The organism is Shimia gijangensis (genome assembly GCF_900142085.1).
In the GTDB taxonomy this organism is placed as follows: Bacteria; Pseudomonadota; Alphaproteobacteria; order Rhodobacterales; family Rhodobacteraceae; genus Shimia; species Shimia gijangensis.
The window spans coordinates 149655-174434 of sequence record NZ_FQZQ01000007.1; the positions used below are offsets into that span (position 1 = coordinate 149655).

Annotated in this window: 27 protein-coding genes, 1 tRNA gene and 1 riboswitch; of the genes, 18 read left to right on the forward strand and 10 right to left on the reverse strand. The window is 54.7% G+C overall.

What is annotated here, in order from left to right; genetic code table 11:
• Window positions 1-17: 17 nt before the first annotated feature.
• Window positions 18-66, forward strand: a riboswitch (SAM-SAH riboswitch).
• A gap of 4 nt (window positions 67-70) precedes the next feature.
• From metK to BUC32_RS08410, 15 genes are all read left to right on the forward strand, one after another.
• Window positions 71-1249 carry a methionine adenosyltransferase gene (gene metK, locus BUC32_RS08340; RefSeq protein WP_073251529.1) on the forward strand — a complete coding sequence of 393 codons (1179 nt, stop codon included), beginning with the start codon at window positions 71-73 and terminating at the stop codon, window positions 1247-1249.
• A gap of 129 nt (window positions 1250-1378) precedes the next feature.
• Window positions 1379-2092 carry a tRNA (guanosine(46)-N7)-methyltransferase TrmB gene (gene trmB / locus BUC32_RS08345; RefSeq protein ID WP_073251530.1) on the forward strand — a complete coding sequence of 238 codons (714 nt, stop codon included), beginning with the start codon at window positions 1379-1381 and terminating at the stop codon, window positions 2090-2092.
• A 154-nt stretch (window positions 2093-2246) separates the two neighbouring features.
• Window positions 2247-3599: a 3-phosphoshikimate 1-carboxyvinyltransferase gene (aroA, locus tag BUC32_RS08350; RefSeq protein WP_073251603.1), complete on the forward strand. Its 1353-nt coding sequence runs from the start codon at window positions 2247-2249 to the stop codon at window positions 3597-3599.
• The gene (locus tag BUC32_RS08355) at window positions 3596-4129 is read left to right on the forward strand and encodes a hypothetical protein (protein WP_073251532.1); all 534 of its coding nucleotides are present in this window, start codon (window positions 3596-3598) and stop codon (window positions 4127-4129) included. Before aroA ends, BUC32_RS08355 begins: the two co-directional genes overlap by 4 nt.
• Window positions 4130-4151: 22 nt before the next feature.
• Entirely contained in the window at window positions 4152-4658 is a 507-nt protein-coding gene (locus tag BUC32_RS08360) for a hypothetical protein (protein ID WP_139280683.1), read from the forward strand.
• Window positions 4659-4719: 61 nt separating this feature from the next.
• A complete protein-coding gene (locus BUC32_RS08365) occupies window positions 4720-5334 on the forward strand; it encodes a (d)CMP kinase (protein WP_073251535.1) in 615 nt (204 codons plus the stop codon).
• A 114-nt stretch (window positions 5335-5448) separates the two neighbouring features.
• Window positions 5449-6363 (forward strand): ATP-grasp fold amidoligase family protein, encoded by a 915-nt coding sequence (locus tag BUC32_RS08370; protein WP_073251537.1) that lies wholly within the window; start codon window positions 5449-5451, stop codon window positions 6361-6363.
• Between the two features lie 228 nt (window positions 6364-6591).
• A complete protein-coding gene (gene rpsA, locus BUC32_RS08375; RefSeq protein WP_175556915.1) occupies window positions 6592-8271 on the forward strand; it encodes a 30S ribosomal protein S1 in 1680 nt (559 codons plus the stop codon).
• Between the two features lie 130 nt (window positions 8272-8401).
• Window positions 8402-8740: a thiamine-binding protein gene (locus BUC32_RS08380; protein WP_073251541.1), complete on the forward strand. Its 339-nt coding sequence runs from the start codon at window positions 8402-8404 to the stop codon at window positions 8738-8740.
• A 42-nt stretch (window positions 8741-8782) separates the two neighbouring features.
• A complete protein-coding gene (locus tag BUC32_RS08385; RefSeq protein WP_073251542.1) occupies window positions 8783-9535 on the forward strand; it encodes an SDR family NAD(P)-dependent oxidoreductase in 753 nt (250 codons plus the stop codon).
• 217 nt (window positions 9536-9752) lie between these two features.
• Window positions 9753-10076 carry an integration host factor subunit beta gene (gene ihfB / locus BUC32_RS08390; protein ID WP_175556916.1) on the forward strand — a complete coding sequence of 108 codons (324 nt, stop codon included), beginning with the start codon at window positions 9753-9755 and terminating at the stop codon, window positions 10074-10076.
• 3 nt (window positions 10077-10079) lie between these two features.
• Window positions 10080-10430 carry a lipopolysaccharide assembly protein LapA domain-containing protein gene (locus BUC32_RS08395; RefSeq protein WP_073251546.1) on the forward strand — a complete coding sequence of 117 codons (351 nt, stop codon included), beginning with the start codon at window positions 10080-10082 and terminating at the stop codon, window positions 10428-10430.
• Window positions 10431-10519: 89 nt separating this feature from the next.
• Complete coding sequence (locus BUC32_RS08400; protein ID WP_073251548.1) at window positions 10520-11185, forward strand: phosphoribosylanthranilate isomerase; 666 nt, start codon at window positions 10520-10522, stop codon at window positions 11183-11185.
• 72 nt (window positions 11186-11257) lie between these two features.
• Window positions 11258-12496 (forward strand): tryptophan synthase subunit beta, encoded by a 1239-nt coding sequence (gene trpB / locus BUC32_RS08405; RefSeq protein WP_073251550.1) that lies wholly within the window; start codon window positions 11258-11260, stop codon window positions 12494-12496.
• Window positions 12497-12801: 305 nt separating this feature from the next.
• A complete protein-coding gene (locus BUC32_RS08410; RefSeq protein ID WP_073251552.1) occupies window positions 12802-14166 on the forward strand; it encodes an FAD-dependent oxidoreductase in 1365 nt (454 codons plus the stop codon).
• Here BUC32_RS08410 and BUC32_RS08415 read toward each other — a convergent pair.
• The 7 genes from BUC32_RS08415 to BUC32_RS08445 form a co-directional block, all read right to left on the reverse strand.
• Entirely contained in the window at window positions 14163-14549 is a 387-nt protein-coding gene (locus tag BUC32_RS08415) for a DUF2237 family protein (protein WP_073251554.1), read from the reverse strand. The two genes, BUC32_RS08410 and BUC32_RS08415, sit on opposite strands and share 4 nt — an antisense overlap.
• 79 nt (window positions 14550-14628) lie before the next feature.
• Window positions 14629-15141, reverse strand: a complete 513-nt coding sequence (locus BUC32_RS08420) for a pentapeptide repeat-containing protein (protein ID WP_139280684.1) — start codon at window positions 15139-15141, stop codon at window positions 14629-14631.
• A gap of 141 nt (window positions 15142-15282) precedes the next feature.
• Window positions 15283-16446 (reverse strand): serine hydrolase domain-containing protein, encoded by a 1164-nt coding sequence (locus tag BUC32_RS08425; RefSeq protein WP_073251558.1) that lies wholly within the window; start codon window positions 16444-16446, stop codon window positions 15283-15285.
• Window positions 16447-16688: 242 nt separating this feature from the next.
• Window positions 16689-17369, reverse strand: coding sequence for an aminoacyl-tRNA hydrolase (pth, locus tag BUC32_RS08430; RefSeq protein WP_073251560.1), 681 nt, complete (start codon window positions 17367-17369; stop codon window positions 16689-16691).
• A gap of 127 nt (window positions 17370-17496) precedes the next feature.
• On the reverse strand, window positions 17497-18147 hold the full coding sequence (locus BUC32_RS08435) for a 50S ribosomal protein L25/general stress protein Ctc (protein WP_073251562.1): 651 nt from the start codon (window positions 18145-18147) through the stop codon (window positions 17497-17499).
• 138 nt (window positions 18148-18285) lie between these two features.
• A complete protein-coding gene (locus BUC32_RS08440; protein ID WP_073251564.1) occupies window positions 18286-18918 on the reverse strand; it encodes a hypothetical protein in 633 nt (210 codons plus the stop codon).
• A 69-nt stretch (window positions 18919-18987) separates the two neighbouring features.
• Window positions 18988-20154 (reverse strand): alpha-hydroxy acid oxidase, encoded by a 1167-nt coding sequence (locus BUC32_RS08445; protein ID WP_073251566.1) that lies wholly within the window; start codon window positions 20152-20154, stop codon window positions 18988-18990.
• 133 nt (window positions 20155-20287) lie between these two features.
• On the opposite strand from BUC32_RS08445, the gene BUC32_RS08450 reads away from it, so the two are divergent.
• Window positions 20288-20722, forward strand: a complete 435-nt coding sequence (locus BUC32_RS08450) for a MaoC family dehydratase (protein WP_073251568.1) — start codon at window positions 20288-20290, stop codon at window positions 20720-20722.
• Here the strand turns inward: BUC32_RS08450 and BUC32_RS08455 are convergent.
• Window positions 20719-21423 carry a hypothetical protein gene (locus tag BUC32_RS08455; RefSeq protein WP_073251570.1) on the reverse strand — a complete coding sequence of 235 codons (705 nt, stop codon included), beginning with the start codon at window positions 21421-21423 and terminating at the stop codon, window positions 20719-20721. The genes BUC32_RS08450 and BUC32_RS08455 overlap by 4 nt on opposite strands.
• A gap of 4 nt (window positions 21424-21427) precedes the next feature.
• Window positions 21428-22219 carry a tryptophan synthase subunit alpha gene (gene trpA / locus BUC32_RS08460; protein ID WP_073251572.1) on the reverse strand — a complete coding sequence of 264 codons (792 nt, stop codon included), beginning with the start codon at window positions 22217-22219 and terminating at the stop codon, window positions 21428-21430.
• A gap of 178 nt (window positions 22220-22397) precedes the next feature.
• On the opposite strand from trpA, the gene ychF reads away from it, so the two are divergent.
• Together ychF and BUC32_RS08470 are read left to right on the forward strand one after the other, a co-directional pair.
• Window positions 22398-23495 (forward strand): redox-regulated ATPase YchF, encoded by a 1098-nt coding sequence (gene ychF, locus BUC32_RS08465; RefSeq protein WP_073251573.1) that lies wholly within the window; start codon window positions 22398-22400, stop codon window positions 23493-23495.
• A gap of 97 nt (window positions 23496-23592) precedes the next feature.
• Window positions 23593-23682, forward strand: a tRNA-Ser gene (locus tag BUC32_RS08470).
• 239 nt (window positions 23683-23921) lie between these two features.
• Here BUC32_RS08470 and BUC32_RS08475 read toward each other — a convergent pair.
• Window positions 23922-24425, reverse strand: coding sequence for a Hint domain-containing protein (locus tag BUC32_RS08475; protein WP_175556917.1), 504 nt, complete (start codon window positions 24423-24425; stop codon window positions 23922-23924).
• Window positions 24426-24780: the final 355 nt, after the last annotated feature.

Consider the following 24780-nt stretch of genomic DNA (forward strand, 5'->3'; position numbering starts at 1 on the left):
GCGTACCCCACGCCAATCTGTTGTCACAACGGCTTCCTGAAGTGACATCGCATATCTATTGGAGCACTTCATGCGAAATAATTATACTTTTACTTCTGAATCCGTTTCAGAGGGCCACCCGGATAAGGTCTGCGATCGTATTTCCGACGCCGTTCTGGATGCTTTTCTGGCTGAAGAACCCGAAGCGCGGGTCGCCGCAGAAACCTTTGCCACCACCAATCGTGTCGTCATTGGCGGTGAAGTAGGTCTGTCTGATCAGGACAAGCTGCATGACTACATGGGTCGCATTGAAGATATTGCGCGCGCCTGCATCAAAGACATTGGCTATGAGCAGGAAAAATTCCACCACAAAACAGTCGAAGTCACCAATCTGTTGCATGAACAGTCCGCCCATATTGCCCAAGGCGTAGATGCCGCAAGCGGCAAAGACGAAGGTGCAGGCGACCAAGGCATCATGTTTGGCTATGCCACCACGGAAACAGCGGCCCTGATGCCGGCTCCGATCCAATACAGCCATGCAATTTTGCGTCGCTTGGCCGAAGTTCGCAAATCTGGTGCCGAGCCCACATTGGGCCCAGATGCGAAATCGCAGCTGTCAGTGATCTATAAAGATGGCAAACCTGTTGGTGTCAGCTCAATTGTTCTTTCGACTCAGCATCTTGATGCGTCCATGACGTCGGCTGATGTGCGTGCCGTGGTTGAGCCTTATATTCGCGAAACCCTGCCCGAGGGCTGGATTTCTGCCGCGACCGAGTGGCACGTGAACCCAACTGGCAAGTTTGTGATTGGCGGACCAGATGGTGACGCAGGCCTGACCGGTCGTAAGATCATTGTGGACACTTACGGTGGTGCTGCTCCGCACGGCGGTGGCGCGTTTTCGGGCAAAGATCCGACAAAAGTTGATCGTTCGGCAGCTTACGCTGCGCGTTATCTTGCCAAAAACGTGGTTGCGGCTGGCATGGCCGAGCGTTGCACCATTCAGCTGTCTTATGCGATTGGCGTCAGCAAACCTCTTTCGATCTATGCAGACACGCATGGCACCGGTCAGGTGGCAGATGCCGCGATTGAAAAAGCGGTCAGCGAAGCCATGGACCTCACTCCACGCGGCATCCGCGAGCATCTGGGCATGAACCGCCCGATCTATCAGCGCACCGCGGCCTATGGCCACTTTGGTCGTGACCCCGAGGCCGATGGCGGCTTTAGCTGGGAGCGTGATGATCTGGTGGAAACACTGAAAAAAGCAGTCTGACGCTTTTCGCTATTGCTAAGATTTGGCCCCGTAGCTCAATGGAAGCTGCGGGGCCTTTTCTTTGGCAAAGCTTGACGGCGCGGGCCTGACAGGGCACACGGGCCCGCACCTTAGCTGGCAGGCAGATAGATGAACGACACCCAACATCCCTCGGGCGCGCCGTGGCGCAATTTTTACGGACGCTTCAAAGGCAAAGGCCTGCGCAAAACGCAAGAGGCCTATCTGGATGAGGATCTGGCGGCGCTATCTCCGGGCGCGGTCGGATGGGAAGAAAACCCTGAGCGCAGCACTCTTGATCTTGAGACCTTGTTTGGTGCGCGGGACGTCTGGCTGGAAATTGGTTTTGGCGGCGGAGAGCATATGGTGCATCAGGCCGTCCAAAACCCCGATGTCGGGATCATTGGATGCGAGCCTTATATAAACGGGGTTGCTATGTTGCTGGGCAAGATCAGGCAAGCCAGTGCTGAAAACATCCGCGTGCACGCAGGTGATGCGAGGGACATGTTTGATGTATTGCCCGAGGCCAGTATTTCGCGGGCGTTTCTCCTTTATCCTGATCCATGGCCGAAAAAACGACACCACAGACGTCGGTTTGTGACACCAGAACATCTGGAACCTTTGGCACGTGTTTTGAAACCCGGCGCCATCTTTCGCGTGGCGACAGACATTCCCGATTATGTGCGTCAAACGCTGGAACAGGTGCCGAACCACGGATTTGAATGGCTGGCAGAAGGTCCCGCCGATTGGCGCGAACCTTGGGGGGATTGGATCTCCACACGATACGAGCAGAAAGCCTTTCGCGAAGGGCGCACGCCGCATTATCTGACCTTCCGCAAGGTCTGATCGCCTGAGGGGCGCTGCCTCTCACACCCCCTTTGCAAGGCAAAGGCGGCGCTCACCCCGGAGTATTTTCGAAATAGTGAAGAGGCAATTCGCGCATTTACCTGCGCCAGTTGCTGCGCTAACAGAATTGGCAACGACCAAAGAGGAAATCCATATGTCCGGACACGGCACTCCCATTCCTATGACATCACATGCTTGCGGCCCGCTGACTGGAGAGGCGCGGGTGCCGGGGGATAAGTCGATCTCGCATCGCTCGTTAATTCTGGGAGCGTTGTCTGTTGGCGAAACCCGGATTTCCGGCCTTTTGGAAGGCGAAGACGTGATCGACACGGCCAAGGCGATGCGCGCCTTTGGTGCTGAGGTGACGGATCATGGCAACGGTGAGTGGACCGTGAATGGCGTGGGCGTTGGTGGTTTTGACGAGCCTGACAATGTGATTGATTGTGGGAACTCGGGCACCGGCGTGCGGCTGATCATGGGAGTGATGGCGACGACGGGCATTGCCGCGACCTTTACAGGTGATGGCAGTTTGAACAAACGCCCGATGGCGCGGGTCACTGACCCGATTTCCCTGTTTGGTGCCAAGGCGGTGGGCCGCTCGGGTGGCCGTTTGCCCATGACCATTGTGGGGGCTGCGAACCCGGTGCCTGTGCGCTACGAAGTGCCGGTGCCATCAGCACAGGTGAAATCTGCGGTTTTGTTTGCGGGTTTGAACGCGCCGGGAAAAACGGTTGTCATTGAAAAAGAAGCGACGCGCGACCACACCGAGCGTATGTTGGCTGGATTTGGCGCCGAAATCATCACAGAAGTGACTGATGAGGGGCGGGTGATCACGCTGACGGGCCAGCCGGAGTTGAAGCCACAAGTCATTGTGGTGCCCCGCGATCCATCTTCGGCGGCTTTCCCGGTTTGCGCGGCGATCATCACGCCGGGGTCGGATGTTTTGGTGCCCAATATCGGGCTCAATCCAACCCGTGCGGGGCTGTTCACCACGCTTCGCGAGATGGGAGCGGATCTGACTTATGAAAATGAACGCGAAGAAGGTGGTGAACCGGTCGCAGATTTGCGCGCTAGGTTCAGCCCTGACCTTAAGGGCATTGAAGTAGACCCGAACCGTGCCGCCAGCATGATCGACGAATACCCTGTGCTTTCTGTTGTGGCGTCTTTTGCCAGTGGTGACACGGTGATGCGCGGCGTGGCCGAGTTGCGCGTCAAGGAAAGTGATCGCATTGAGGCAATGGCCATGGGACTGCGCGCCAATGGTGTTGAGGTCGAAGACGGCCCAGACTGGTGGATTGTCAAAGGCCTGGGGCACGGCAATGTGCCGGGGGGTGCGACTTGCGCCAGCCATCTTGATCACCGGATTGCCATGTCATTCATGGTGATGGGCATGGCAGCCCAGAACCCAGTGAGCGTGGATGATGGCACACCGATTGCCACATCCTTTCCGATTTTCGAGCCCCTGATGGGCGGACTTGGCGCCAAAATTACGAGAGATACCATTTGAAGCCATACACCAAAGCCTTGATTGCCCTGACACTGGTTACTGTCGTGACCTACGGGGTGTTGGTGGGCGTTGGCGCAAGCAACCTGACATTGGGCGAGGACAATCTGAAACCCTTTGATCTGCGCTTTTCTGGGTACACGCTGGCTGAGGCACAAACCTATCTGGCTTTGATGACCGCAGAACAGTCGGCCCTTTACATCGGTTTTCTAAGATACGTCGACACGGCGTTTCCTATGTTGATGGGGCTTTGGATGGGATGGTGCCTTTGGGGACTTACGCGGGCTGTTCATCCATGGTCGCGGATCATTTTGCTGGTTGTTCCAGCCAGTTTTACCGTCATGGATCTTTGTGAAAATGCGCTGGTATCTGACATGGTCATGCGTGGGACAACCGGGCTGGAAGCGGGGCTTGTAACCCTTGCCAGCAGCTATACGATTACCAAATATGTGATGCTTTCAGTTGCTTTTGGCCTGTTGTTGGCCATGATGATCTATAAAACTGGCTTTGTTGGCCGGGGGCGCAAGGGCTGATCCTGCGCTGGCAGGAGGGCAAATGCATCGTGCGTTCTGGGTGAGCTTTACCGCTGCTATGGCGATCTATCTGACCATGGCATTATGGTCCGTACCCTTTATTTCATCGCAAGCCGGCGGGCAGGTTCCTTTTGATATGCGCCCTTTTGGGTATTCGCTGAGCGAGGCGATCCTTTTTCTGAGCGCTCTCTCTGACGAAGGTCGCGAATTCTATCTGACGGTTCAGCACCGCTTGGACATTGCTTATCTTGCGTTAGTGGGTCTTGCGTTGGTCCTGGGGCTGCAAATGGTGTTGCGCCGGCCTTGGGGGACAGTTTTTAGCCTTGTGGCGCTGATCGCAACAGCAGCCGACTATTTTGAGAACTACCTTGTGGCGGGGTTGTTGAATACTCCGATTGAGGCGGTAGACGAGATCACGGTTCAAGTGGCAAGCTTTCTGACGATGAGCAAGTCCATCAGTCACATGATCTGTTTTTCGGCGCTCTTACTGGGTACGGTAAATCTGGTTTTGCGACGGGTCTTGCGATAGGGCTTGCACCTGCAAATTCAGGCTGGGATACAAGAGCCGACCATAGATTTCGAGGCGGCTCATGAGTTTTACAATTGCAATTGATGGCCCGGCGGCGGCAGGCAAAGGTACAATTTCCAAGGCCGTTGCAGCACATTTTGAATTTGCCCATCTTGATACTGGCCTGCTGTACCGCGCAGTTGGGGCCAAGACGTTGGATGGAACTGACCCGATTGAGGCCGCAAGAAAACTTGTGGCCGAAGATTTGGATGCGGACAATCTGCGAACACCTGACGTGGCGCAGGCGGCAAGCCGGGTGGCTGTCATTGCAGACGTGCGTGCAGCCCTTGTGGATTTTCAACGTGCGTTTGCACGCCGGGTAGGGGGGGCGGTTCTGGACGGGCGGGATATTGGCACCGTAATCTGCCCCAATGCAGAGGCCAAACTGTTCGTCACTGCCAGCGCCGAAGTGCGCGCCAAGCGGCGGTTTCTGGAATTGGACGGCAAAGGTTTGGACGTTTCGCAGGAGCAGGTTCTGGCCGATGTGAAAGAACGCGATGCGCGTGACATGGGCCGTGCCGAGGCACCATTGAAACCTGCAGAGGATGCGGTGATCGTGGATACGTCAGACCTGACAATAGAGGCCGCCGTCGCCAGTGCGATCAAAGCGATCACCCAACTGCGAGAGAACGCCTGATGGATCTTGCTCGCAGAGACGCGTCATTTTGGCGAGGTCCCAGAGTTGAGGCCACAGTCTCTTGCGTGCCAGCTAAGTTACGGAGCCGCGGGAAATATGATATAGAGTCAGGTAATGTCAAAACTCGTCTCGTTGAAACACTTCATACATAAAACGATCTGCATCCAGGAATCTCGAATTGACCGATTGCTGGGGTGCCGGGATCTTAAGCGGCGTTATGCTGATACTTTTGGTCAAGACCCGGACTTGAAAACACCATCAGGGTTCAGTGAAAAGGTACAGTGGCGAAAGTTGAACGATCGCAACCCGTATTTTCCGGTTTTTGCTGACCGGTTGCGCTGCAGAGAATACTTCAAAACCCAACTTGGGGACCAACAGGCCAATGACTTGATGCCTCGGTTGCTGTGGCATGGTGCGGCCTCGGCCGATATCCCCTTTGATGACTTGCAGGCAGGCGCCATCCTAAAGGCAAATCACGGATCAGGTTGGAATGTGAGGCTAGAGCCCGGCGAGATACCTGACCAAAAAGCTGTCAGGCGAAAATGTGATGCATGGCTTGGGAAAATCTTTGGCCAGGAAATGCATGAATGGGGGTATCGGCAGGCGCGGCCCCTGCTTGTTGCCGAGGAAATGGCCAGACAGGATGATGGTGGGCCGATTTCCGACCTGAAATGCTTTGTCTTTAACGGCAAGATCGGCTTTCTCTATGTTGTTCAGTACAGCACCGGCAATTGCGGTTTGTTTCGACCAGATTGGACAAGGCTGGATGCGTCGCTGCATCTGTTGCGTGGACATTCATATGGTGTGCTCGGAGACATCCCCATCCCCCCGTATTTTTCAGAACTGAAAGAGGTCGCACTTAGACTTGGATCGGGTTTTGACATGCTTCGGGTGGATTTTTTGGTGTCAGACAATCGATTCTGGTTGGGAGAAATCACTGTCTACCCGACAAGTGGAAACGGATATTTTGATCCACCCGCTTTTGAGCAGGAAGCAGGGGACATGTGGACCCTGCCTTCCAAAGGCTAAACCCCGCCTTAGGGCCTTGTCTTAAAGGGGAACGTGGTCTATACGCCCTCTGTCGATAAGGCGATCATCGCCATAAAACAAAAGAGACGAGCAGGGTCGGACCTCCGGCCCTCTTTGTTTTATGGATCGTCTGACCAAATTCGTTCGCCAAAAGGCGGGCATAACCCAAGACCGGCGGAGACAACCGCACGGCCAGAAAAAAACGCTAGTAAAGGAACATGAGACCTCATGGCTCAAAACGTATCTATGGAGGACTTCGAAGCCCTTCTGAATGAAAGCTTCGAAATGGACACCCCGAACGAAGGTTCGGTTGTCAAAGGCAAAGTCATCGCAATTGAAGCGGGCCAAGCCATCATCGACGTCGGCTATAAAATGGAAGGCCGCGTTGATCTTAAAGAATTCGCAAATCCTGGTGAAGCTCCTGAAATTGCTGTTGGCGATGAAGTAGAAGTCTTCCTGCGCTCGGCTGAAAACGCCCGCGGCGAAGCGGTTATCTCTCGTGAGATGGCGCGCCGTGAAGAAGCCTGGGATCGTCTGGAAAAAGCCTATGCAGACGAAGAGCGCGTCGAAGGCGCAATCTTTGGGCGTGTCAAAGGCGGCTTTACTGTCGACCTCGGCGGTGCAGTTGCATTCCTGCCAGGTTCGCAAGTTGACGTACGTCCCGTACGTGACGCCGGCCCTCTGATGGGTCTGAAACAGCCGTTCCAGGTTCTGAAAATGGACCGCCGTCGTGGCAACATCGTTGTTTCGCGTCGTGCAATCCTTGAAGAATCACGTGCAGAACAGCGTGCCGAAGTTATCGGCAACCTTTCTGAAGGTCAGGCTGTAGAAGGTGTTGTCAAAAACATCACTGAATATGGTGCATTTGTTGACCTCGGCGGCGTTGATGGCCTGCTGCACGTCACTGACATGGCATGGCGCCGTGTGAACCATCCTTCGGAAATCCTGTCGATCGGTGAAACTGTCAACGTACAGGTCATCAAGATCAACAAAGAAACCCACCGTATCTCCTTGGGCATGAAACAGCTGCAGGACGATCCATGGGATCTGGTTGCTGGCAAGTACCCACTGGAATCGACCCACACTGGTCGCGTCACCAACATCACCGACTACGGTGCATTTGTTGAGCTGGAGCCAGGTGTTGAAGGTCTGGTGCACGTTTCTGAAATGTCCTGGACTAAGAAGAACGTTCACCCCGGCAAAATCGTCTCTACTTCGCAAGAAGTCGAAGTCATGGTTCTGGAAATCGACGGTGCCAAACGCCGTGTTTCGCTTGGTCTCAAGCAAACAATGCGTAACCCATGGGAAGTGTTTGCAGAAACTCACCCCGAGGGCACTGAAGTCGAAGGCGAAGTCAAAAACATCACCGAATTCGGTCTGTTTATTGGCCTCGACGGCGAAATCGACGGCATGGTTCACCTGTCCGACATCTCGTGGGACGAACGTGGCGAAGACGCGATCCAGGGCTACCGCAAGGGCGACATGGTTTCGGCCGTTGTCTCCGAGGTTGACGTGGAAAAAGAGCGTATCTCGCTGTCGATCAAAGCCTTGGGCGGTGACAAGTTCGCCGAAGCCGTGGGCGGCGTGAAGCGCGGTTCTATCATCACAGTCGAAGTGACTTCGATCGAAGATGGTGGCATCGAGGTCGAATACGAAGGCATGAAATCATTCATCCGTCGTTCCGATCTGTCGCGCGACCGTGCAGAGCAACGCCCCGAGCGTTTCACTGTTGGCAACAAGTTGGACGTTCGCGTCACCAACGTTGACAGCAAGACTCGCCGTTTGGGTCTGTCGATCAAGGCTCGCGAAATCGCTGAAGAAAAAGAAGCCGTCGAACAGTATGGCTCTTCGGATTCAGGCGCATCGCTTGGCGATATTCTGGGTGCCGCGCTCAAGGGCGACGAATAAGCACTCCGGATATCCGGACATTGGAAAGGCCTCGCCATTGGCGGGGCCTTTTCTTTTTTGGAAGGGTTCTGGAAACCGGTGCCTTGCTCGGGTAGAGACTGAGGTATACGCCCCCAAAAAAGAACCCGCCATGACTACTCCAGCTTTCAATCCTTCGCATGTATATCTGGCCTTTCAGGTGATCCCGCGTCTTCGCGAAGGCAACAACTTTGAGGTGGTCGACAAGGCCATCGCGGTCGTAAAGGCTGCTGGCGTTCCGTTTCAGGTTGGTGCTATGGAAACCACAATGCGGGGCGAATTGGATCACCTTTTAAGCGTGGTGAAAGATGCCCAACAGGCGTGCATGGATGCTGGCGCAGTTGAAGTCATTACCAACATCAAAATTCACAATCGCAGCCCCGAGGCCACGGATACATTCTGCACCTATGAACGGGGCGTGACCTCTGCCAACTATATGTTCGTGGGCTAAGTTTCGGGGCCATAGAGTTTTCGGATATCGAAGGGAAGAGTTATGAGTTCAAAGGTTGCGTTGATCACCGGTGCGGCGCGCGGCATTGGATTGGCCACGGCCAAGTTGATGCAGGCTGATGGGTGGCAGATTGCCATGCTGGATCGAGACACAGATGAGCTGGCGATTGCCCTGCCGCAAGTGCCCGGCGCCGTCGCATTGCCGTATGACGTGTCGCAACCTGATCAGGTGGATCAGGCCATGTCGGATGTGTTTGACCAATTTGGGCGTCTGGATGCGTTGGTTAACAACGCGGGCGTGGCCGATTTCGGCCCCATTGAGCAAACCGATTTTCAACGCTGGCGTACGGTGATGGAAACCAACCTGGACGGCGTGTTCTTATGTTCTCAAGCCGCCATCCCGATGCTCAAAGCCAGCCGCGGGTGCCTGGTGAATATCGCCTCAATCTCCGGCCTGCGCGCGTCTACGTTGCGGGTGGCCTATGGCACCTCCAAAGCGGCGGTGATCCAGCTGACCAAACAGCAGGCGGCAGAACTGGGCGAATTTGGTGTGCGCGCCAATTGCATCTGCCCCGGCCCGGTACGCACAAAGCTGGCCATGGCTGTGCACAGCCAAGAAATTATCGACGCCTATCATGATGCGATCCCGCTCAATCGCTATGGCAGTGAAGCCGAAATTGGCCACGCCATTGCGTTCTTATGTTCGCAAAAAGCCAGCTATATTACTGGCCAGATTTTGGCGGCTGATGGGGGATTTGATAGTACAGGAGTCGGTTTGCCGGCTCTGCGCGATTAACACCTTTGTGCAGAAGATGCATCGGGCACGCCCCTTTTTCATTCCGAATCAATAGGTTCTCTGCGCTGCCGCACCAACAGAATTTTGCCCTGCAACGGTAGGAATTCTGGCGATGATCCGCCGATCAGGTGGTTTTTGTACGAATCTGGCGTGAAATTTGCCGTCTTGCAGCGTCATTTCGTTTCCGTTTCTACGGATTGTTTCTATAGTTGCTGAGATGCAAGCGACAAGACATGCACGCCTAGGGAGACACCAAAACATGATCCGTTCCGAACTTATTCAGAAAATCGCCGATGAAAACCCGCATCTCTACCAGCGGGACGTTGAGCGGATTGTGAATACAATCTTTGACGAAATCACGGATGCCATGGCCGACGGCGACAGAGTCGAGCTGCGTGGTTTCGGAGCATTCTCGGTCAAGAAGCGCGATGCACGTGTGGGGCGCAATCCGCGCACTGGTGAATCGGTTTCAGTCGAAGAAAAGCATGTTCCCTTTTTCAAAACTGGCAAGCTGCTTCGCGACCGTCTCAACGGAAAGTAAATTATGCGCTACATACGCTATGCCTTTTGGGCTGTGGTGGGAATTGGGTTGATCTCGGTGGCGATTGCCAATCGTGGCATCGTGACCCTGCATCTGTTCCCCGAAGCGATCTCTGATCTTCTTGGGCTCAACCACAATATATCTCTGCCGTTGTTCATCGTGATCCTGATGAGCGTGGCCGTTGGTTTGTTGATCGGTTTTGTCTGGGAGTGGTTGCGCGAGCACAAGTTCCGCTCGGAAAAGAACCGCACGCAAAAAGAGCTGAAAAATACCAAGCGCGAAATTCGCCGAATGAAGGGCTCTCAAAAAGAGCACAAAGACGAAGTTCTTGCCCTTTTGGATGAGACGGGCTGAGCCTGCGGGCCTGGAATTTTGAGTGTTTCTGAAATAATGAAGGGCGGGGGCGGTTTGCTTTCCGCCTTTTGCGTCTTTAATGGGGTGGCATGGATATCCGGGTGAAAATATGTGGGCTGACGCAGCCCGAACATGTGCATGCTGTGGCCGAAGCGGGGGCGGCCTATGCGGGGTTCGTGTTCTTTGAAAAGTCGCCACGCCATCTGACTGTTGAACAGGCGCGTGATCTGGCGCTTGAGGCGCCGGTTGGATTGGCCAAAGTGGCGCTGACAGTGAACGCCGATGATAGTTACCTGGACTGGATTGTAGAGACTGTGCCGCTGGACATGCTTCAGCTGCACGGGAGCGAGAGCCCTGAACGCGTGGCAGAATTGCGTGAACGGTATGGTCTGCCAATCATGAAGGCGGTGGGGATTGCCGAAGAGCCGGATTTGGCGGCCTTGCAAGAATACAGTGCCGTAGCCGATCAGCTGTTGGTCGATGCCAAGCCTCCAAAGGGGGCGGTGCTGCCGGGGGGCAATGGATTGGCGTTTGACTGGCGTTTGGTGAACCGCAAATATTGGCCTTGTCCGTGGATGTTGGCGGGGGGACTGACCCCGCACAACGTTGCGGAAGCGGTGCGCATGACCGGGGCGAGACAAGTGGATGTTTCATCCGGGGTCGAGTTCGCCCCAGGGCAAAAAGATGCCAATCTGATCCGTGCTTTCGTGGAGGCCGCGACAGGCAAACAAAAAGATGTGCCAATTCTGCGTTAAAAGTAATTTCGCATGGCAAGTTTTCCCAAATCGACCTAAATACACCTGAGATTCCTATTCGGAGACCTGATCATGTCGAACGATCTTTTCAACAGCTTCATGAATGGCCCTGACGAAAAGGGCCGTTTTGGTGATTTCGGGGGGCGGTTTGTATCGGAAACCCTGATGCCGCTGATCCTTGATCTGGAGGCCGAGTATGAAAAGGCCAAGACTGATGACAGTTTCTGGGCCGAGATGGACAACCTGTGGAAATACTATGTTGGGCGTCCAAGCCCACTGTATTTCGCCGAGCGTATGACCGAGGCGCTGGGGGGGGCTAAGATTTACCTCAAGCGCGATGAGTTGAACCACACTGGGGCCCATAAGATTAACAATGTCTTGGGGCAAATCCTGCTGGCACGCCGCATGGGGAAAACCCGGATTATTGCCGAGACCGGTGCCGGACAACACGGCGTGGCCACGGCCACTGTCTGTGCGCGATTTGGTCTGAAATGCATCGTCTACATGGGCGCACATGATGTTGAGCGGCAGGCGCCAAACGTGTTTCGTATGCGGCTTTTGGGGGCAGAAGTGGTGCCGGTGACCTCTGGTCGTGGCACGCTCAAGGATGCGATGAATGATGCGTTGCGCGATTGGGTCACCAATGTGCGCGATACATTCTACTGTATCGGTACGGTGGCGGGCCCGCACCCTTATCCAGCGATGGTGCGGGATTTCCAGTCGATTATTGGCAAAGAAGTCATCGATCAGCTACCTGAACACGAAGGTGAAGGCGCGCTGCCAGATACGTTGATTGCCGCGATTGGCGGTGGATCAAACGCGATGGGCTTGTTTTTCCCCTTCCTTGACCACGAGTCTGTGAACATCATTGGTGTTGAGGCGGGTGGCAAAGGCGTGAATGAAAAGATGGAGCACTGCGCATCCCTGACCGGCGGTCGTCCCGGCGTTTTGCACGGCAATCGCACTTATCTGTTGCAGGACGACGATGGGCAGATCCTCGAAGGATTTTCGATCTCGGCAGGGCTGGATTACCCGGGGATCGGACCGGAGCATTCCTGGCTGCATGACACAGGTCGTGCGCAGTATGTGTCGATCACCGACAAAGAGGCGCTGGAGGCGTTTCAGTTCTGTTGCGCTCAGGAAGGTATTATTCCGGCGCTTGAGCCAAGCCATGCTTTGGCGCATGTGATCAAGATTGCACCTGATCTGCCCAAAGACCACGTATTGGTCATGAACATGTGCGGTCGCGGTGACAAAGACATCTTTACTGTTGCCCGCCATTTGGGCTTTGACATGAGCGACGCCGATTAACTTATTGGGTAAAATCGCCTGGTAATTCGCGTGTCTTCTTTTGGCGAAGTCCTGTCTGGCATCTGCCACGATTGCAAGTGCCGCAAATGGGTTCATGGGCAAAGCTGTTGTAGAGAATGACCAATCAGGATTGGACGCATAGTGAACTGCGTCGCACTTTTTGGGGACGCTGACGAATTTTGGGCCGGAGCCAGGATCGTGCGCGTCCTCGCCGTGATGGCATGAATTAGTGTCAAAAACGGGCGTCACTATTTGGCTCGAACCTTTCCGTTGACCCCCACAAATGACCGTCGCATTGTCGCGCAATGCAAAAGATTCTTGAACCATCCCGCGAAATTGATGTGATCCATAAGACCGACGTTCTGGTCGTCGGTTCAGGCCCGGGAGGCCTGTCTGCCGCTCTGGCCGCGGCGCGGGCCGGCGTCGAGGTGACGCTTGTTGAACGCTTTGGGTGTTTTGGCGGAAACATCACGGTTGTTGGTGTTGAGGGCATGCATTGGTACCGCCACGAAGACACCGTCGAATCCGATGGTATCGCACGTGAATTCGAAGAGACGGCCAAGGCGGCTGGCGCGGCCGTACCCGAAAGCCAGTCGTTGAGCTACGAGATTGACAGCGAGGGTTTCAAACTGGTCGCGGACAATATGGTGCAGGACGCGGGCATTCATCCGATGCTGCATCGCTCTTTTGTGGCGCCGGTCATGGACGGCGATACGATCACTGGCATCATCACTGAATCCAAGGCAGGGCGAGAGGCGATTCTTGCCAAGCGGGTGATTGATGCCACGGGGGACGCGGATGTGGCCCACCGCGCTGGAGCGCCCTGCACCAAGGCGCCACGCGAAGACCTGATGGCGGCCTCGGTGATGTTTCATGTGGCTGGCGTCGATAAAGCCCGTTTCATCGAAGGTGTAAAAGCTGATCCACAGACCTACAAAGATTGGGGTGGTGGCGGTGAGTGGAATATCGAGACCTCCGGCAAAGAGGACGATATGTTCTCGCCCTTTCTGCACAAGCCATTTGCTCAGGCGATCAAAGCCGGCATGATCCCAGCACAGTTAAATACGATTGCGGGCACATGGGGCGCGGCGCATGACACGGGCGAGCTGACGTACATGAACCTCATTCATCTGGCCAATTGCGACGGCACCGATCCGAATGATCTGACGGTTAATGAAATTGAGGGGCGCCGTCAGGCGATGTTGGCGATCGAAGCTTTGCGCGCCTTTACGCCCGGCTGTGAAAACATTCGGCTGCGAAATTTTGGCATGTCGCTGGGCATTCGCGACACGCGCAAAGTGACCACGCAATATGTGATGACCAATGAAGATGCGCGCGAGCAAGGCAGGTTTGAGGATTCGATTGGTATTTTCCCCGAGTTCATTGATGGCTATGGGACGTTGATCCTGCCAACCACGGGTCGGTATTTCGAAATTCCCTATCGCAACATTTTACCAAAGAAGGTGAAGAACCTTTTGATTTCCGGACGCGCGACAGGCGGTGAGAAATACGCTCACGCCGCGACACGAAACATGGCCTGCTGTGCCGTGATCGGGCAGGGGGCCGGGGTGGCTGCCGCACTTTCGATCAAATCCAATCGCGAACTGGAAGACATCGACGTCACGGCGATTCAGTCAGAACTGGACCGGCAAGGCGCCCGGGCTCACTAACCGCGATCCGGGGGCGTTGTCGCATAGATTTCCAAAGTGTCGAGCGGCACAATCTCAAGGGTCTTTTGATGTGTGGCCTGAAGGTTGACCATTGGGGCACAGCCTTCATCATGTGCCTGCAAAAACCGTGAGGCACACAGACACCATTGATCTCCGGGCTTTAGTCCATAGAACCCATATTCAGGTCGGGGTGTAGACAGATCGTTGCCAAGGTACTTTGAAAAAGCCAGAAACTCGGCCGTCATCAGGGCGCAAACTGTGTGCACGCCCTGATCTTCGTAGCAGGTGTTGCAATGCCCATCGCGAAAGAACCCGGTGACCGGATCACGTGAACAGGCCTGCAGCACCGTTCCCAACACATTGACCGAAGGTTCCATTTGCATTCGTGTTTGCCCTTTGGTGGGGTCCTGACGACATAAGCCTATAGACAAAAGGCGCTTGCGCCAACCTCGCGCAAAGTCCCTAACAGTTTGCGTCCTCCACGACACCAGTCATGTTCACAGCGTCCAGGTTGGTGAATTTTATCTCAACACCAGTCATATTGGCCTCTGTCAGATTTGCGTCGGCAAAATTAGAGGCGAAAATCGTGACACCGTGCAGGCAGGCTCCGGTGAGATTTGCATTTATGAAATTTGAGTCTTTTATGGTCGCACCCGACAAATTCGCCCCGACAAAACTAGCGCCAGTGAAGTTCGACGCATCCAACGTTGCGCCAGACAAGTCGGCACCGCTGAAATCAGCACCAGATACATTGGATCGCGTTATGACTGCGCCGCTCAGGTTTTGACCGGCGAAATTTGCGCCCGATACGTTGTCTTCAAAGATGGTCGTGACATCGGCATTGACTAGGTTCGTAACTTTACCAAAGCGTTCCTGCAATTGGACAAGGCCTTCGGGAGCGACAATGCCGCTCTGTCCGCCTAGAAATAGTGTTGCAACAAAAATGCCTGAAAAAATATTCATGAGATCCTCCAAACTAACGTGTCTCGCCCCAAAGACTAGCTGACCCAGGACGCGCTGTCAGACGAAAAGGTCGCCCGGACATTCAATGTGAGGGCTATTGCAGAGGCCAATTTAGCGTTGTGATGTGCCGCCGTACTGTTGCATTGGCGCCTGTCACAGCCCCTCGGCGATCTCGCGGAACATGGCGATGTTCGTGTCGGTCACACCGTCCTCTTTGAACTTACGATCTGCCGAATTCATCGCGATCACCACGCCTAGCGGGCGGTTGATATAGATGTATTGGCCATAAACACCGATACCGAAAAACTCACCTTCGCGGGCGTCTTTGGGCATCCACCACTGATAGCCGTATTGCAGCGCGTCCGTGGCTGTCTTGGCGCTTGGAACGGTACTTTCAGCCACCCAATCTGCCGGAACCACTTGCTGGCCTCCATACATCCCGTGTTGCAGGAACATCTGGCCGAACCGCGCATAATCCCGGGTGCTGATGTTCAGACCGCCCAGAACAAAAGCCGCACCTGCACCATCGGTGACATAGTACGGGCTTTGTTCATAGCCCAAGGGTTGGATGATTTTCTCAGATAAAAGTCCGGCGACATTGCGGCTGGTGGCGCCTCGGATCACCATACCCAAAACGTGCGTGTCGATAGATACATATTGCCACTGGCTTCCGGGCTCAACGAAGGTGTCTTTCAGGCTGGCGGCAAAATCGTCCAGTGTTCCGCCAAGAGCCAACACGCGACCCATCCGGTTGATGTCTGAGTTATAGTCCAGATAATCTTCGTCAAAGGTGACACCCGAAGACATCTGCAAAACGTTTCGGATCGAAGCCCTGTCATAAGCGGATCCAATGAGCTTTGGAGCGTACTTCGTCACCGGATCATCAAGGCTTTCAATGTGCCCCTCCGCGACTACGACTCCAAATAGGGCGGACAAATAGGATTTCGCCACCGACCATGAAATGCGCAGGTCTTCGGGAGATGTGTCCTTGTAGTAGCTTTCGTGCAGCAACGAGCCATGTTTCAGCACAACCAGACCCGTGACAGCGCGATCTTCGACCCATTGGCTGAGCCCCGCAGGCATGGCCGCCGGTTCACCTTTTGGGATTTTCGAAACTGGACCACTGCCACGGTCAACCTCTCGGGTCAGGAACGCAGCATTCATATTGGAAAAGTTTGAAACAATTTTTTCTTCCGAAAACAATGTGTTAACAGCAAGGAGGCGATGGATTTCTTCCCGTTTCCACGCGTAAAGCACCGCTGCTGACAGCACCAGAAACAGTAAAATTCGACCCAACCATTTTCCAAAAGTCCGCATGAGTTCTCCCCTTTGCCACAATTCCGCATAGTCAGCCGGTGTTTGGCAAGTGTAACGTCAGGACAGGGCGGCGGGTCCTTGCCAATTCACCCAGCGCCCGTGAAAGTCGACCCGGCCAAGTTCGACCGTCAGATCGCTGGATCATTGCGCATTTAGCAGTCCCGGCAGGCGCGCCATGAACGGGCTGTCTAAACCTTCGCAATATCCTGCCTGCTCGGCAAAGGCTTTGCGTAGAGCGGCGCTCAACGAAATTTATCCGCGAGCTTTTGCAATGGGTTGCGCGTGTCTTCCTGCGGCTCCGGAGCTGTAGATTTGGGCGACGGGTCCACTTTGGGCTTGCTCGTAGATGACCGTGGTGGGTTCACCCGCAATGCCACAGCATTCATGAATTTACCCGTGTCACCGTCCGCCAATTGTGGCGCGCCGTCCGAGATGCCACGCAGAAGGTCATCCAGCCAATCCTGATCTGCCTTGGCAAAATCGCGCAGCACATAGCCCGAAACCGCGTTTTTGTTGCCTGGATGCCCAATGCCCAACCGGACCCGGTCATACTGTGGCCCAATATGCTGATGGATCGACCGCAGCCCATTATGCCCCGCATGGCCACCACCAAGCTTGACGCGGCATTTGCCGGGGGCGAGGTCCAGCTCGTCGTGGAAGACGGTCACATCCGTAGACTCAAGTTTGTAAAACCGCATGGCTTCCCCAACGGACTGCCCGGACAGGTTCATGAAGGTTTCCGGGCGCAACAGGATCACTTTTTCGCCGCCCAATCGCCCTTCGCAGACCGAGCCCTGAAATTTACCACGCCATGGGGCGAACCCGTGATCTTCGGCGATGCGCTCAACGGCCATGAAACCGATATTGTGGCGGTTGCCGGCGTATTTCCCACCGGGATTTCCCAGACCTACAAAAAGCTTCATCGCATATCATCCCAGTACCGGTGTTGTTCGGTTATATTTCTCTGCGCGAAACGGATCAACACGCTGCAAAAGAAAAACGCGACCCCAGACAGGGCCGCGTTTCCAAATCTTGCCGTCAAGCAGAAGATTACTCTTCTGTAGCTTCTGCTGCGACTTCTTCTGTTGCTTCGCCGTCTTCATCGCCTTCTTCGTTCTCAGCCGAACGCAGACCCGATGGAGCCGAGATGTTCGCGATCACAAAGTCACGGTCGATGGTGGCTTTGGAGCCTTTAGGCAGATCAACCGACGAAATGGTGATGGTGTCGCCAACTTCCAGACCGGCCAGATCAACAACGATCTTTTCAGGAATGTCACCAGCGGTCACTTTCAGCTCAACGTCAGGACGCACAATCGTCAGAACGCCACCTTTTTTCAGACCGGGGCACTCTTCTTCGTTGATAAACTCAACGTGGATGAAGAGGTCGATCTTGGTGTTGCGGTGCAGACGCAAGAGGTCGATGTGCGTCGGAAGGTCTTTGACAACATCGCGCTGGACGTTGCGGCAGATCACGCGCACGTCGTCGTGGCCTTCAACCTTCAGGTTGTAAAGCGTCGACAGAAAGCGGCCAGCTTTCAGTTTTTTCAACAGAACGTTGAAAGGAACTTTGATTGCGATAGGGTCTGTTTCGCCACCATAAACGACGCCTGGTACCATACCATCGCGACGTGCCTGACGAGCGGCGCCCTTGCCTGTCCCCGTACGGACTTCGGCATTCAGATCAGGAATCTGTCCAGCCATGTGAATTCTCCAATTTGATTAGGGCGGGGTTCCTCCAAGGCTGTAACCCCGCGTGAAGTCGCGCCTATACCCTAGAGTCATGATGTTGAAAAGGGGGATTCCGTATGTTTTGTGGGATAAACCGCCCAAAATTACCTGTCAAACCTGAGGGGCTGTCGAAAACCCCCGAAGCACCCCATCGTGATCGATGATCCTGGCATAAAGATCAAACTCCTGGGCCCGCGCGATGCGTAGTTTTTGTTCCACCTCGGGCGAGATCGGCGCATAGACATGTGGCGATACATTTCGTGGCTTTAGCTTGATCTCTTCTTCAAACCTTTCGGCCAGAAATGCGCGGATCAAAGGCTGTTTTTCATAGGCAAAAAGATGATGCACGGGCACGCTGCCGTCGCGGATCGAAAGAAACCCAAATTGGCTTCCGATGCAGGCGGCTGGCGAAGGCGCGTCGCTGATGACATCCAGAACAAATTCATCAAAGCTCATCTGCCCGGTGTTGCGAAAGTCGTCTCCCAGACGTTCGGGACTGCGAAATTTATACCAGCTCCGGATCTGATCCACAGGATTTCGCATCACGGCTATGCGTTCGGGTTCGAGACGTAGGGATTTTTTCAGAAATGGCGCTGTTTTGTTGTGAAACTTGCCCACCGTCATGTGTTTGTAGCGTTTGGTGAAAATGATGTCCGCCTGTGGCCGCAAGGCCGTTTCATAGGCCGTACTGCCGGTTTTGGGCACCGAAAGAAACGCAAGTTTCTGTTTTACAAAGACCAACATTGCCAATCACCTACCTGCTCCGGCGCACTATTGCGCGCCGGGTGGGGCGTGTCAAAGGCCAGCGGTGGATTAGCCCTGCCAGCGTCCTTCAAAATTCTCTGGGATCAACAGGATATCTCGGTCCAGCTCTTCGATGGTGCGACGTCCACAAAGGGCCATCGAGATGTCGAGTTCGGTGTGAATGACCCGCAGCGCCTCTTCGACACCTTTTTGACCCATCGCACCAAGCCCATAGACAAAAGCGCGGCCAATATGGGTGCCTTTGGCCCCCATGGCGACAGCCTTGAGCACGTCCTGACCCGAACGGATGCCGCTATCCAGATGCACTTCGATCTGGTCACCGACAGCCTCAAGGATGGAGGGCAGGGCGCGGATAGAACTCAGCGCTCCGTCCAACTGACGACCACCGTGGTTTGACACGATGATGGCGTCCGCGCCGACGTTAAGCGCCATTTTGGCGTCTTCCGCGTCGAGGATCCCTTTGAGGATCACCGGCCCGCCCCATTGCTCTTTGATTTTGGCGATCTTGTTCCAATCCAATGTCGGATCAAAGCTTTCTTTTGTCCATGCGCCTAGGTCGGCCGCGTCGGAAATCCCATCCACGTGGCCCACGATGTTGCCAAAGTTGCGCCGTTTGGCGCCGAGCATCCCGATGCCCCATCGCCACTTGGTCATCAGGTTGGCGATGGTGGAGGGGGTGAGTTTGGGTGGGGCAGAAAGGCCGTTCTTTAAATCTTTGTGGCGCTGGCCAAGAATTTGCAGGTCCAGAGTGATCACCAATGCCGAGCACTTGGCCGCTTTGGCGCGTTCAATCAGGCGGCTGACGTAATCCGCGTCGGTCATTGTATAAAGTTGGAACCAGAACGGTTTGGTTGTGGCTTCAGCGACTTCCTCGATCGAATTGATCGACATGGTCGACAGGGTAAAGGGCACGCCAAATTTTTCTGCAGCGCGCGCAGCTTTGATCTCACCATCGGCACATTGCATGCCCGTAAGACCCACAGGCGCCAGGGCGACCGGCATCGACACATCCTGTCCAATCATCTGCGAGGCGGTGGAGCGCCCTGTCATGTCTACAGCAACGCGTTGGCGAAGATAGATGTCTTCAAAATCCGAGGTGTTCTCGCGAAAGGTCTGTTCGGTCCAGCTGCCGGATTCCGCATAGTCGTAGAACATGCGGGGCACACGGTGGCGATAGATGCGTTTCAAGTCATCGATGCAGGTAATGACGGGCATTTTGGCTCACTTTTCCTCGTATTGGTAAATGTTCTTTACCAATGCAGCCTGTTTAACGCAACGTCGATTTCCGACACTGCGGGCGACAAAACGTCTTAAGTGTTGTTTGATGGCATAAAATTCAGGAGAGACCATGTTCTTTGATGATTTGCCCAAAGGCTATGTCTTTGAAACCGGACGAAGGGTGCTTGCTTTGGACGAAATTCTGGAGTTCGCCCAGAAATGGGACCCTCAGACCTTTCATCTGGACGAAGACGCCGCACAAAAAGGGCCCTTTGGTGGCCTTATCGCCAGCGGCTTTCACACCATTATGGTAGCCTTTGTTCTGACACTTGAGGCCGAGGTCTGGCGCGAGGCGTCGATGGGCAGTCCGGGAATGGACAACATTCGCTGGGCCGTGCCTGTGCGTCCCGGCGATGAATTGCGCGCCCGCTGCACGGTGCTGGACAGCGCGCCGTCCAAATCAAGACCGGACCGGGGGCGGGTGGTGATCCGCACCGAAATTCTTAATCAAAAGGATGAACTGGTGTCTGAATATACGGCGACACATATCTTGCGGCGCGCTTAGCGCCCCTTTTCGGCCTTTAGGTAAGCCATGCTCAGCGCTGTGGCTGTCAGCATGGCAGGCAGGATCGCAAGGATCGTGGCCGCGATCCGAAACAGGCTTCTTCCAATGATGTTATCAAACCCACCCAAAAGCCAACCGATTTGGCCAAGGCAAAAGAACCCGACAAAAGCCACAACCAGAGGCCCGGCGATGAGGTTTAGAACCGTGCGGCCAAAGGTTTTACGACCACGCAGAAAGGCCGTTTTCAACGAGGTGTCAGCACGTTCCGCACAAGCCGGGAGGACCGTGCCCACGATCGCCAATGCGCAGGCAAAGACTGGCACACCAACAAGCATTCCCCACATGCCATATTCGATCTCTGACAAGAACGCGTCAGGATTAAGAACGCCAGTGGCCTCAAGCGCCATGAAGGCCCCGGCAAGAATCAGCATCAGCGCCACGAAGTACGCGCAAAACCGCAGGACATATCCAAACAATGGGATCTTGGATCCGTCCCGGCCGGTGGTGCTCATCGGGTCGGTCCAGCCGTAGATCTCATTCAGCTGGATCATGCGGTGCGTGTACAGCATTGTGAGGCCCATAAAGACCAGCGTGACAACGCCAGCAGCGCTCATCAACATTTCCAGCATCACCACCACGAGCGTTACAATCGCGTAAAACGCGATGTTGTATCGTACTGTGGTGAAGGCCAGAGCGTACATGCAATCAGGCGCGGTGCGCGCCGTCGGCCAATGTCTTTACAAAGGCCAGTACATCCTCAACCGATTTACCTGCCGCAATCTGGCTGACAATGGCAGATCCAACAACAGCGCCGTCTGCAACCGAGGCAATGGCCTGCGATTTTTCGGGTGTATTGATACCAAAGCCCACGATGACCGGCAGGTCGGTTGACGCCTTAATGCGCGCCACTTCAGGCCCAACGTCGCCGGCTTGCGCTTCGGCAGCGCCTGTAATGCCCGTAACTGATACGTAATATACGAAACCGGACGTGTTCTGCAGAACCTTGGGCAGACGTTTTTCATCTGTGGTCGGTGTTGCTAGCCGGATAAAATTCAGACCCGCAGCCTGCGCCGGGATGCAAAGCTCTTCGTCTTCTTCCGGGGGAAGATCGACCACGATCAACCCGTCGATGCCCGCCGCCTTGGCATCGATCAGGAACTGGTCGACGCCCCGATTGTAGATCGGGTTGTAGTATCCCATCAGCACAATTGGCGTGGTGTCATCGGTTTTGCGAAACTCCGCCGCAAGATCCAGCGTCCGTTGCAGGGTCATACCCGCCTCAAGCGCGCGCTGCCCCGCCAACTGGATGGTTGGGCCATCCGCCATTGGATCGGTGAAGGGCAGGCCCAGTTCGATGATATCCACACCCGCGCCCGGCAACCCTTTGACCACCTCAAGCGCAGTGTCATAATCGGGATCACCTGCCATCACATAAGACACAAAGGCCTTTTTTCCGGCAGCATTCAGTTCGTCGAATTTGGCATCAATGCGAGTCATCGGCGTGTCCTTGTCACAAGTCCTGACCGATGTGCCGCAAAAGCGAGGGGGAAATCAATGCCTGACCCATGAAATCCCAGATATTGTCGCAGTTTGACAGGGTGGGCGGCCTCAGCCTGCCTTGCGCGCCTGCCGATTGTTCCATAGAAGCGCAGCGAAATGGCATCAGGAGGCCGATATGGGCTTTAAAATGGGGATCGTGGGTCTGCCGAACGTCGGCAAGTCGACATTGTTCAACGCGCTGACCAAAACCGCCGCTGCGCAGGCTGCAAACTTTCCGTTCTGCACGATCGAACCCAATGTGGGTGAGGTCGGCGTTCCGGACGCCCGTTTGGACAAACTGGCCGCAATTGCGGGCTCCAAACAGATCATCCCCACACGCATGACCTTTGTGGACATTGCCGGTCTGGTCAAAGGGGCGTCTAAGGGCGAAGGCCTTGGTAACCAGTTCCTGGCCAACATTCGTGAAGTTGACGCCATCGCCCATGTGTTGCGATGCTTTGAGGACGGTGATGTCACCCATGTTGAAGGCCGTGTTGACCCTGTGGCCGATGCCGAGACCATTGAGACCGAATTGATGCTTGCCGATATCGAAAGCATCGAAAAGCGGATGCAGGGTCTGGTGCGCAAAGTGCGTGGTGGCGACAAAGAAGCGGTTCAGCAGGAACGTCTTTTGAAAGAAGCGCTTGCCGTTCTCGAAGATGGCCATCCCGCCCGCGTGGTTGAGGTCGCAGAAGATGATGAAAAGGCATGGAAAATGCTGCAACTTCTGACCACCAAACCGGTGCTGTATGTTTGTAACGTTGGCGAATCTGAGGCCGCAAACGGCAATGAACATTCGACCAAGGTTGGCGAAATGGCCGCGGCACAAGGCAACAGCCATGTGATCATTTCGGCGCAGATCGAAGAGGAAATCAGCCAGCTGGAAGACGATGAAGCGGTGATGTTCCTTGAGGAAATGGGGCTGGATGAGGCGGGCCTAGACCGGCTGATTCGCGCCGGATATGAATTGCTGCACCTTGAGACCTATTTCACCGTTGGGCCCAAAGAGGCCCGTGCCTGGACCATCAAGCAAGGCACCATGGCGCCGCAAGCCGCTGGCGTGATCCACGGCGACTTTGAAAAAGGCTTTATTCGCGCCGAAACCATCGCCTATGACGATTTTGTTGCCAACAACGGCGAGCAAGGCTCAAAAGAGGCCGGCAAGATGCGTGCAGAAGGCAAAAGTTACGAGGTCAAAGACGGCGACGTGCTGCACTTTCTCTTCAATAACTAAACAGTTCAGATGGCGGGGCAAATACCTCGCAATTTTTCCACAGAAAATCGCCGGAACCCTCTTGCCACCCAAAGCCCACAGTTATAGACGGGTCGACGGAGACGTGGCCGAGTGGTCGAAGGCGCTCCCCTGCTAAGGGAGTATACCGGGAACGGTATCGAGGGTTCGAATCCCTTCGTCTCCGCCAGCAATTTTCCATAAACTCCTGAGTTTAAACAAGAAAATTGCCTTTGGTGTTTTTAATTCCCCCAATTCATCCCCCAGTAGACCGTGCCTTCGGACTATTTTTTCGCCTGTGAATTGCAGCCTATCTGGGAAATGAAGGCCAGTTCTTAGCCTTGGACTCCACCCACCAAAACCTGCCCAAGAACCCCGCAGGACAGGAGAGCCACAGCGAGCCTTGTGTCGTGCAAAAGGCGAATGGAGTTACGGAGAGGTCTGGCACCACATTCCATCTACGAGTACATCCTCCGGCTGGCCACAATGAAACAAATAGTACGTGAAGGTTCGTGGAAAAGGTCGGATTATTCGGGGTCTGCCCACCAAGTCGCGTGCCAGCACAGGTTTTCCACCGTGTTTGGTCGGTAAAATAATTTGTTCTGGTGACATGCAAACATCTGTCAGTGGGAAGTTTGGACCCAAAGTGCCGCGTCCAATTTGAACGGGCAAGGCATCAGGAACATCAAAAGTAAAATCTCTGTCCAAGCTCAACTGGTCAACCCAGGCCACCTTACGAAAGTGCCCAGACCTAGTCTTGACCGGGTCTCTAAGGCGGAGTGCTTCAATTGGTAAATTGCCAAAAGACGTCATCACTTTTGTTTTTCCGAGAAAGCCCGGTATGGTCCAGACGCCCGTGAACTCGTTTCCCTCTGCGCAATCAGCGTCGGGAAACTCATCCAAAGGTAGCTGTTCATTTGTCGCAAGGCTCATGTGCTCGGCCCTCGTTTTCATAAGGTTTCTAAGCAGGGTAAGATTTAATTGAGGCATTTTTTTGAAGTACGTATTAACACTCGGCAACGAAGTCGCCCAAAAATCCGGGCACTGGCAGGCTAAGCAATCTAATGTAGGGCAAAGAAAACCCCACCTCAGGCGAGAGGTGGGGTTACGCATTATTAAATGCTTCACTTGGCCCAAATAAACGCGGGCCATGTTGTCATAGAACGGCCAAGCGTGACGTGAGTATGACCGAATGTCTGACGTCAGCGCTTATGGGTCCAAATAGGGTGATTTGATAAGGGAGTGTTTCTGGCTCATCGTAACCACCAAGGAGTGGGACATGAGACAG

Coding starts and splice junctions, on each gene's coding strand:
- metK (WP_073251529.1), top strand. CDS start 71: ATGCGAAATAATTATACTTTTACTTCTGAATCCGTTTCAGAGGGCCAC.
- trmB (WP_073251530.1), top strand. CDS start 1,379: ATGAACGACACCCAACATCCCTCGGGCGCGCCGTGGCGCAATTTTTAC.
- aroA (WP_073251603.1), top strand. CDS start 2,247: ATGTCCGGACACGGCACTCCCATTCCTATGACATCACATGCTTGCGGC.
- BUC32_RS08360 (WP_139280683.1), top strand. CDS start 4,152: ATGCATCGTGCGTTCTGGGTGAGCTTTACCGCTGCTATGGCGATCTAT.
- BUC32_RS08365 (WP_073251535.1), top strand. CDS start 4,720: ATGAGTTTTACAATTGCAATTGATGGCCCGGCGGCGGCAGGCAAAGGT.
- BUC32_RS08370 (WP_073251537.1), top strand. CDS start 5,449: ATGTCAAAACTCGTCTCGTTGAAACACTTCATACATAAAACGATCTGC.
- rpsA (WP_175556915.1), top strand. CDS start 6,592: ATGGCTCAAAACGTATCTATGGAGGACTTCGAAGCCCTTCTGAATGAA.
- BUC32_RS08380 (WP_073251541.1), top strand. CDS start 8,402: ATGACTACTCCAGCTTTCAATCCTTCGCATGTATATCTGGCCTTTCAG.
- BUC32_RS08385 (WP_073251542.1), top strand. CDS start 8,783: ATGAGTTCAAAGGTTGCGTTGATCACCGGTGCGGCGCGCGGCATTGGA.
- ihfB (WP_175556916.1), top strand. CDS start 9,753: ATGCAAGCGACAAGACATGCACGCCTAGGGAGACACCAAAACATGATC.
- BUC32_RS08395 (WP_073251546.1), top strand. CDS start 10,080: ATGCGCTACATACGCTATGCCTTTTGGGCTGTGGTGGGAATTGGGTTG.
- BUC32_RS08400 (WP_073251548.1), top strand. CDS start 10,520: ATGGATATCCGGGTGAAAATATGTGGGCTGACGCAGCCCGAACATGTG.
- trpB (WP_073251550.1), top strand. CDS start 11,258: ATGTCGAACGATCTTTTCAACAGCTTCATGAATGGCCCTGACGAAAAG.
- BUC32_RS08410 (WP_073251552.1), top strand. CDS start 12,802: ATGCAAAAGATTCTTGAACCATCCCGCGAAATTGATGTGATCCATAAG.
- BUC32_RS08415 (WP_073251554.1), bottom strand. CDS start 14,549: ATGCAAATGGAACCTTCGGTCAATGTGTTGGGAACGGTGCTGCAGGCC.
- BUC32_RS08425 (WP_073251558.1), bottom strand. CDS start 16,446: ATGCGGACTTTTGGAAAATGGTTGGGTCGAATTTTACTGTTTCTGGTG.
- pth (WP_073251560.1), bottom strand. CDS start 17,369: ATGAAGCTTTTTGTAGGTCTGGGAAATCCCGGTGGGAAATACGCCGGC.
- BUC32_RS08435 (WP_073251562.1), bottom strand. CDS start 18,147: ATGGCTGGACAGATTCCTGATCTGAATGCCGAAGTCCGTACGGGGACA.
- BUC32_RS08440 (WP_073251564.1), bottom strand. CDS start 18,918: ATGTTGGTCTTTGTAAAACAGAAACTTGCGTTTCTTTCGGTGCCCAAA.
- BUC32_RS08445 (WP_073251566.1), bottom strand. CDS start 20,154: ATGCCCGTCATTACCTGCATCGATGACTTGAAACGCATCTATCGCCAC.
- BUC32_RS08450 (WP_073251568.1), top strand. CDS start 20,288: ATGTTCTTTGATGATTTGCCCAAAGGCTATGTCTTTGAAACCGGACGA.
- BUC32_RS08455 (WP_073251570.1), bottom strand. CDS start 21,423: ATGTACGCTCTGGCCTTCACCACAGTACGATACAACATCGCGTTTTAC.
- trpA (WP_073251572.1), bottom strand. CDS start 22,219: ATGACTCGCATTGATGCCAAATTCGACGAACTGAATGCTGCCGGAAAA.
- ychF (WP_073251573.1), top strand. CDS start 22,398: ATGGGCTTTAAAATGGGGATCGTGGGTCTGCCGAACGTCGGCAAGTCG.
- BUC32_RS08475 (WP_175556917.1), bottom strand. CDS start 24,425: ATGAGCCTTGCGACAAATGAACAGCTACCTTTGGATGAGTTTCCCGAC.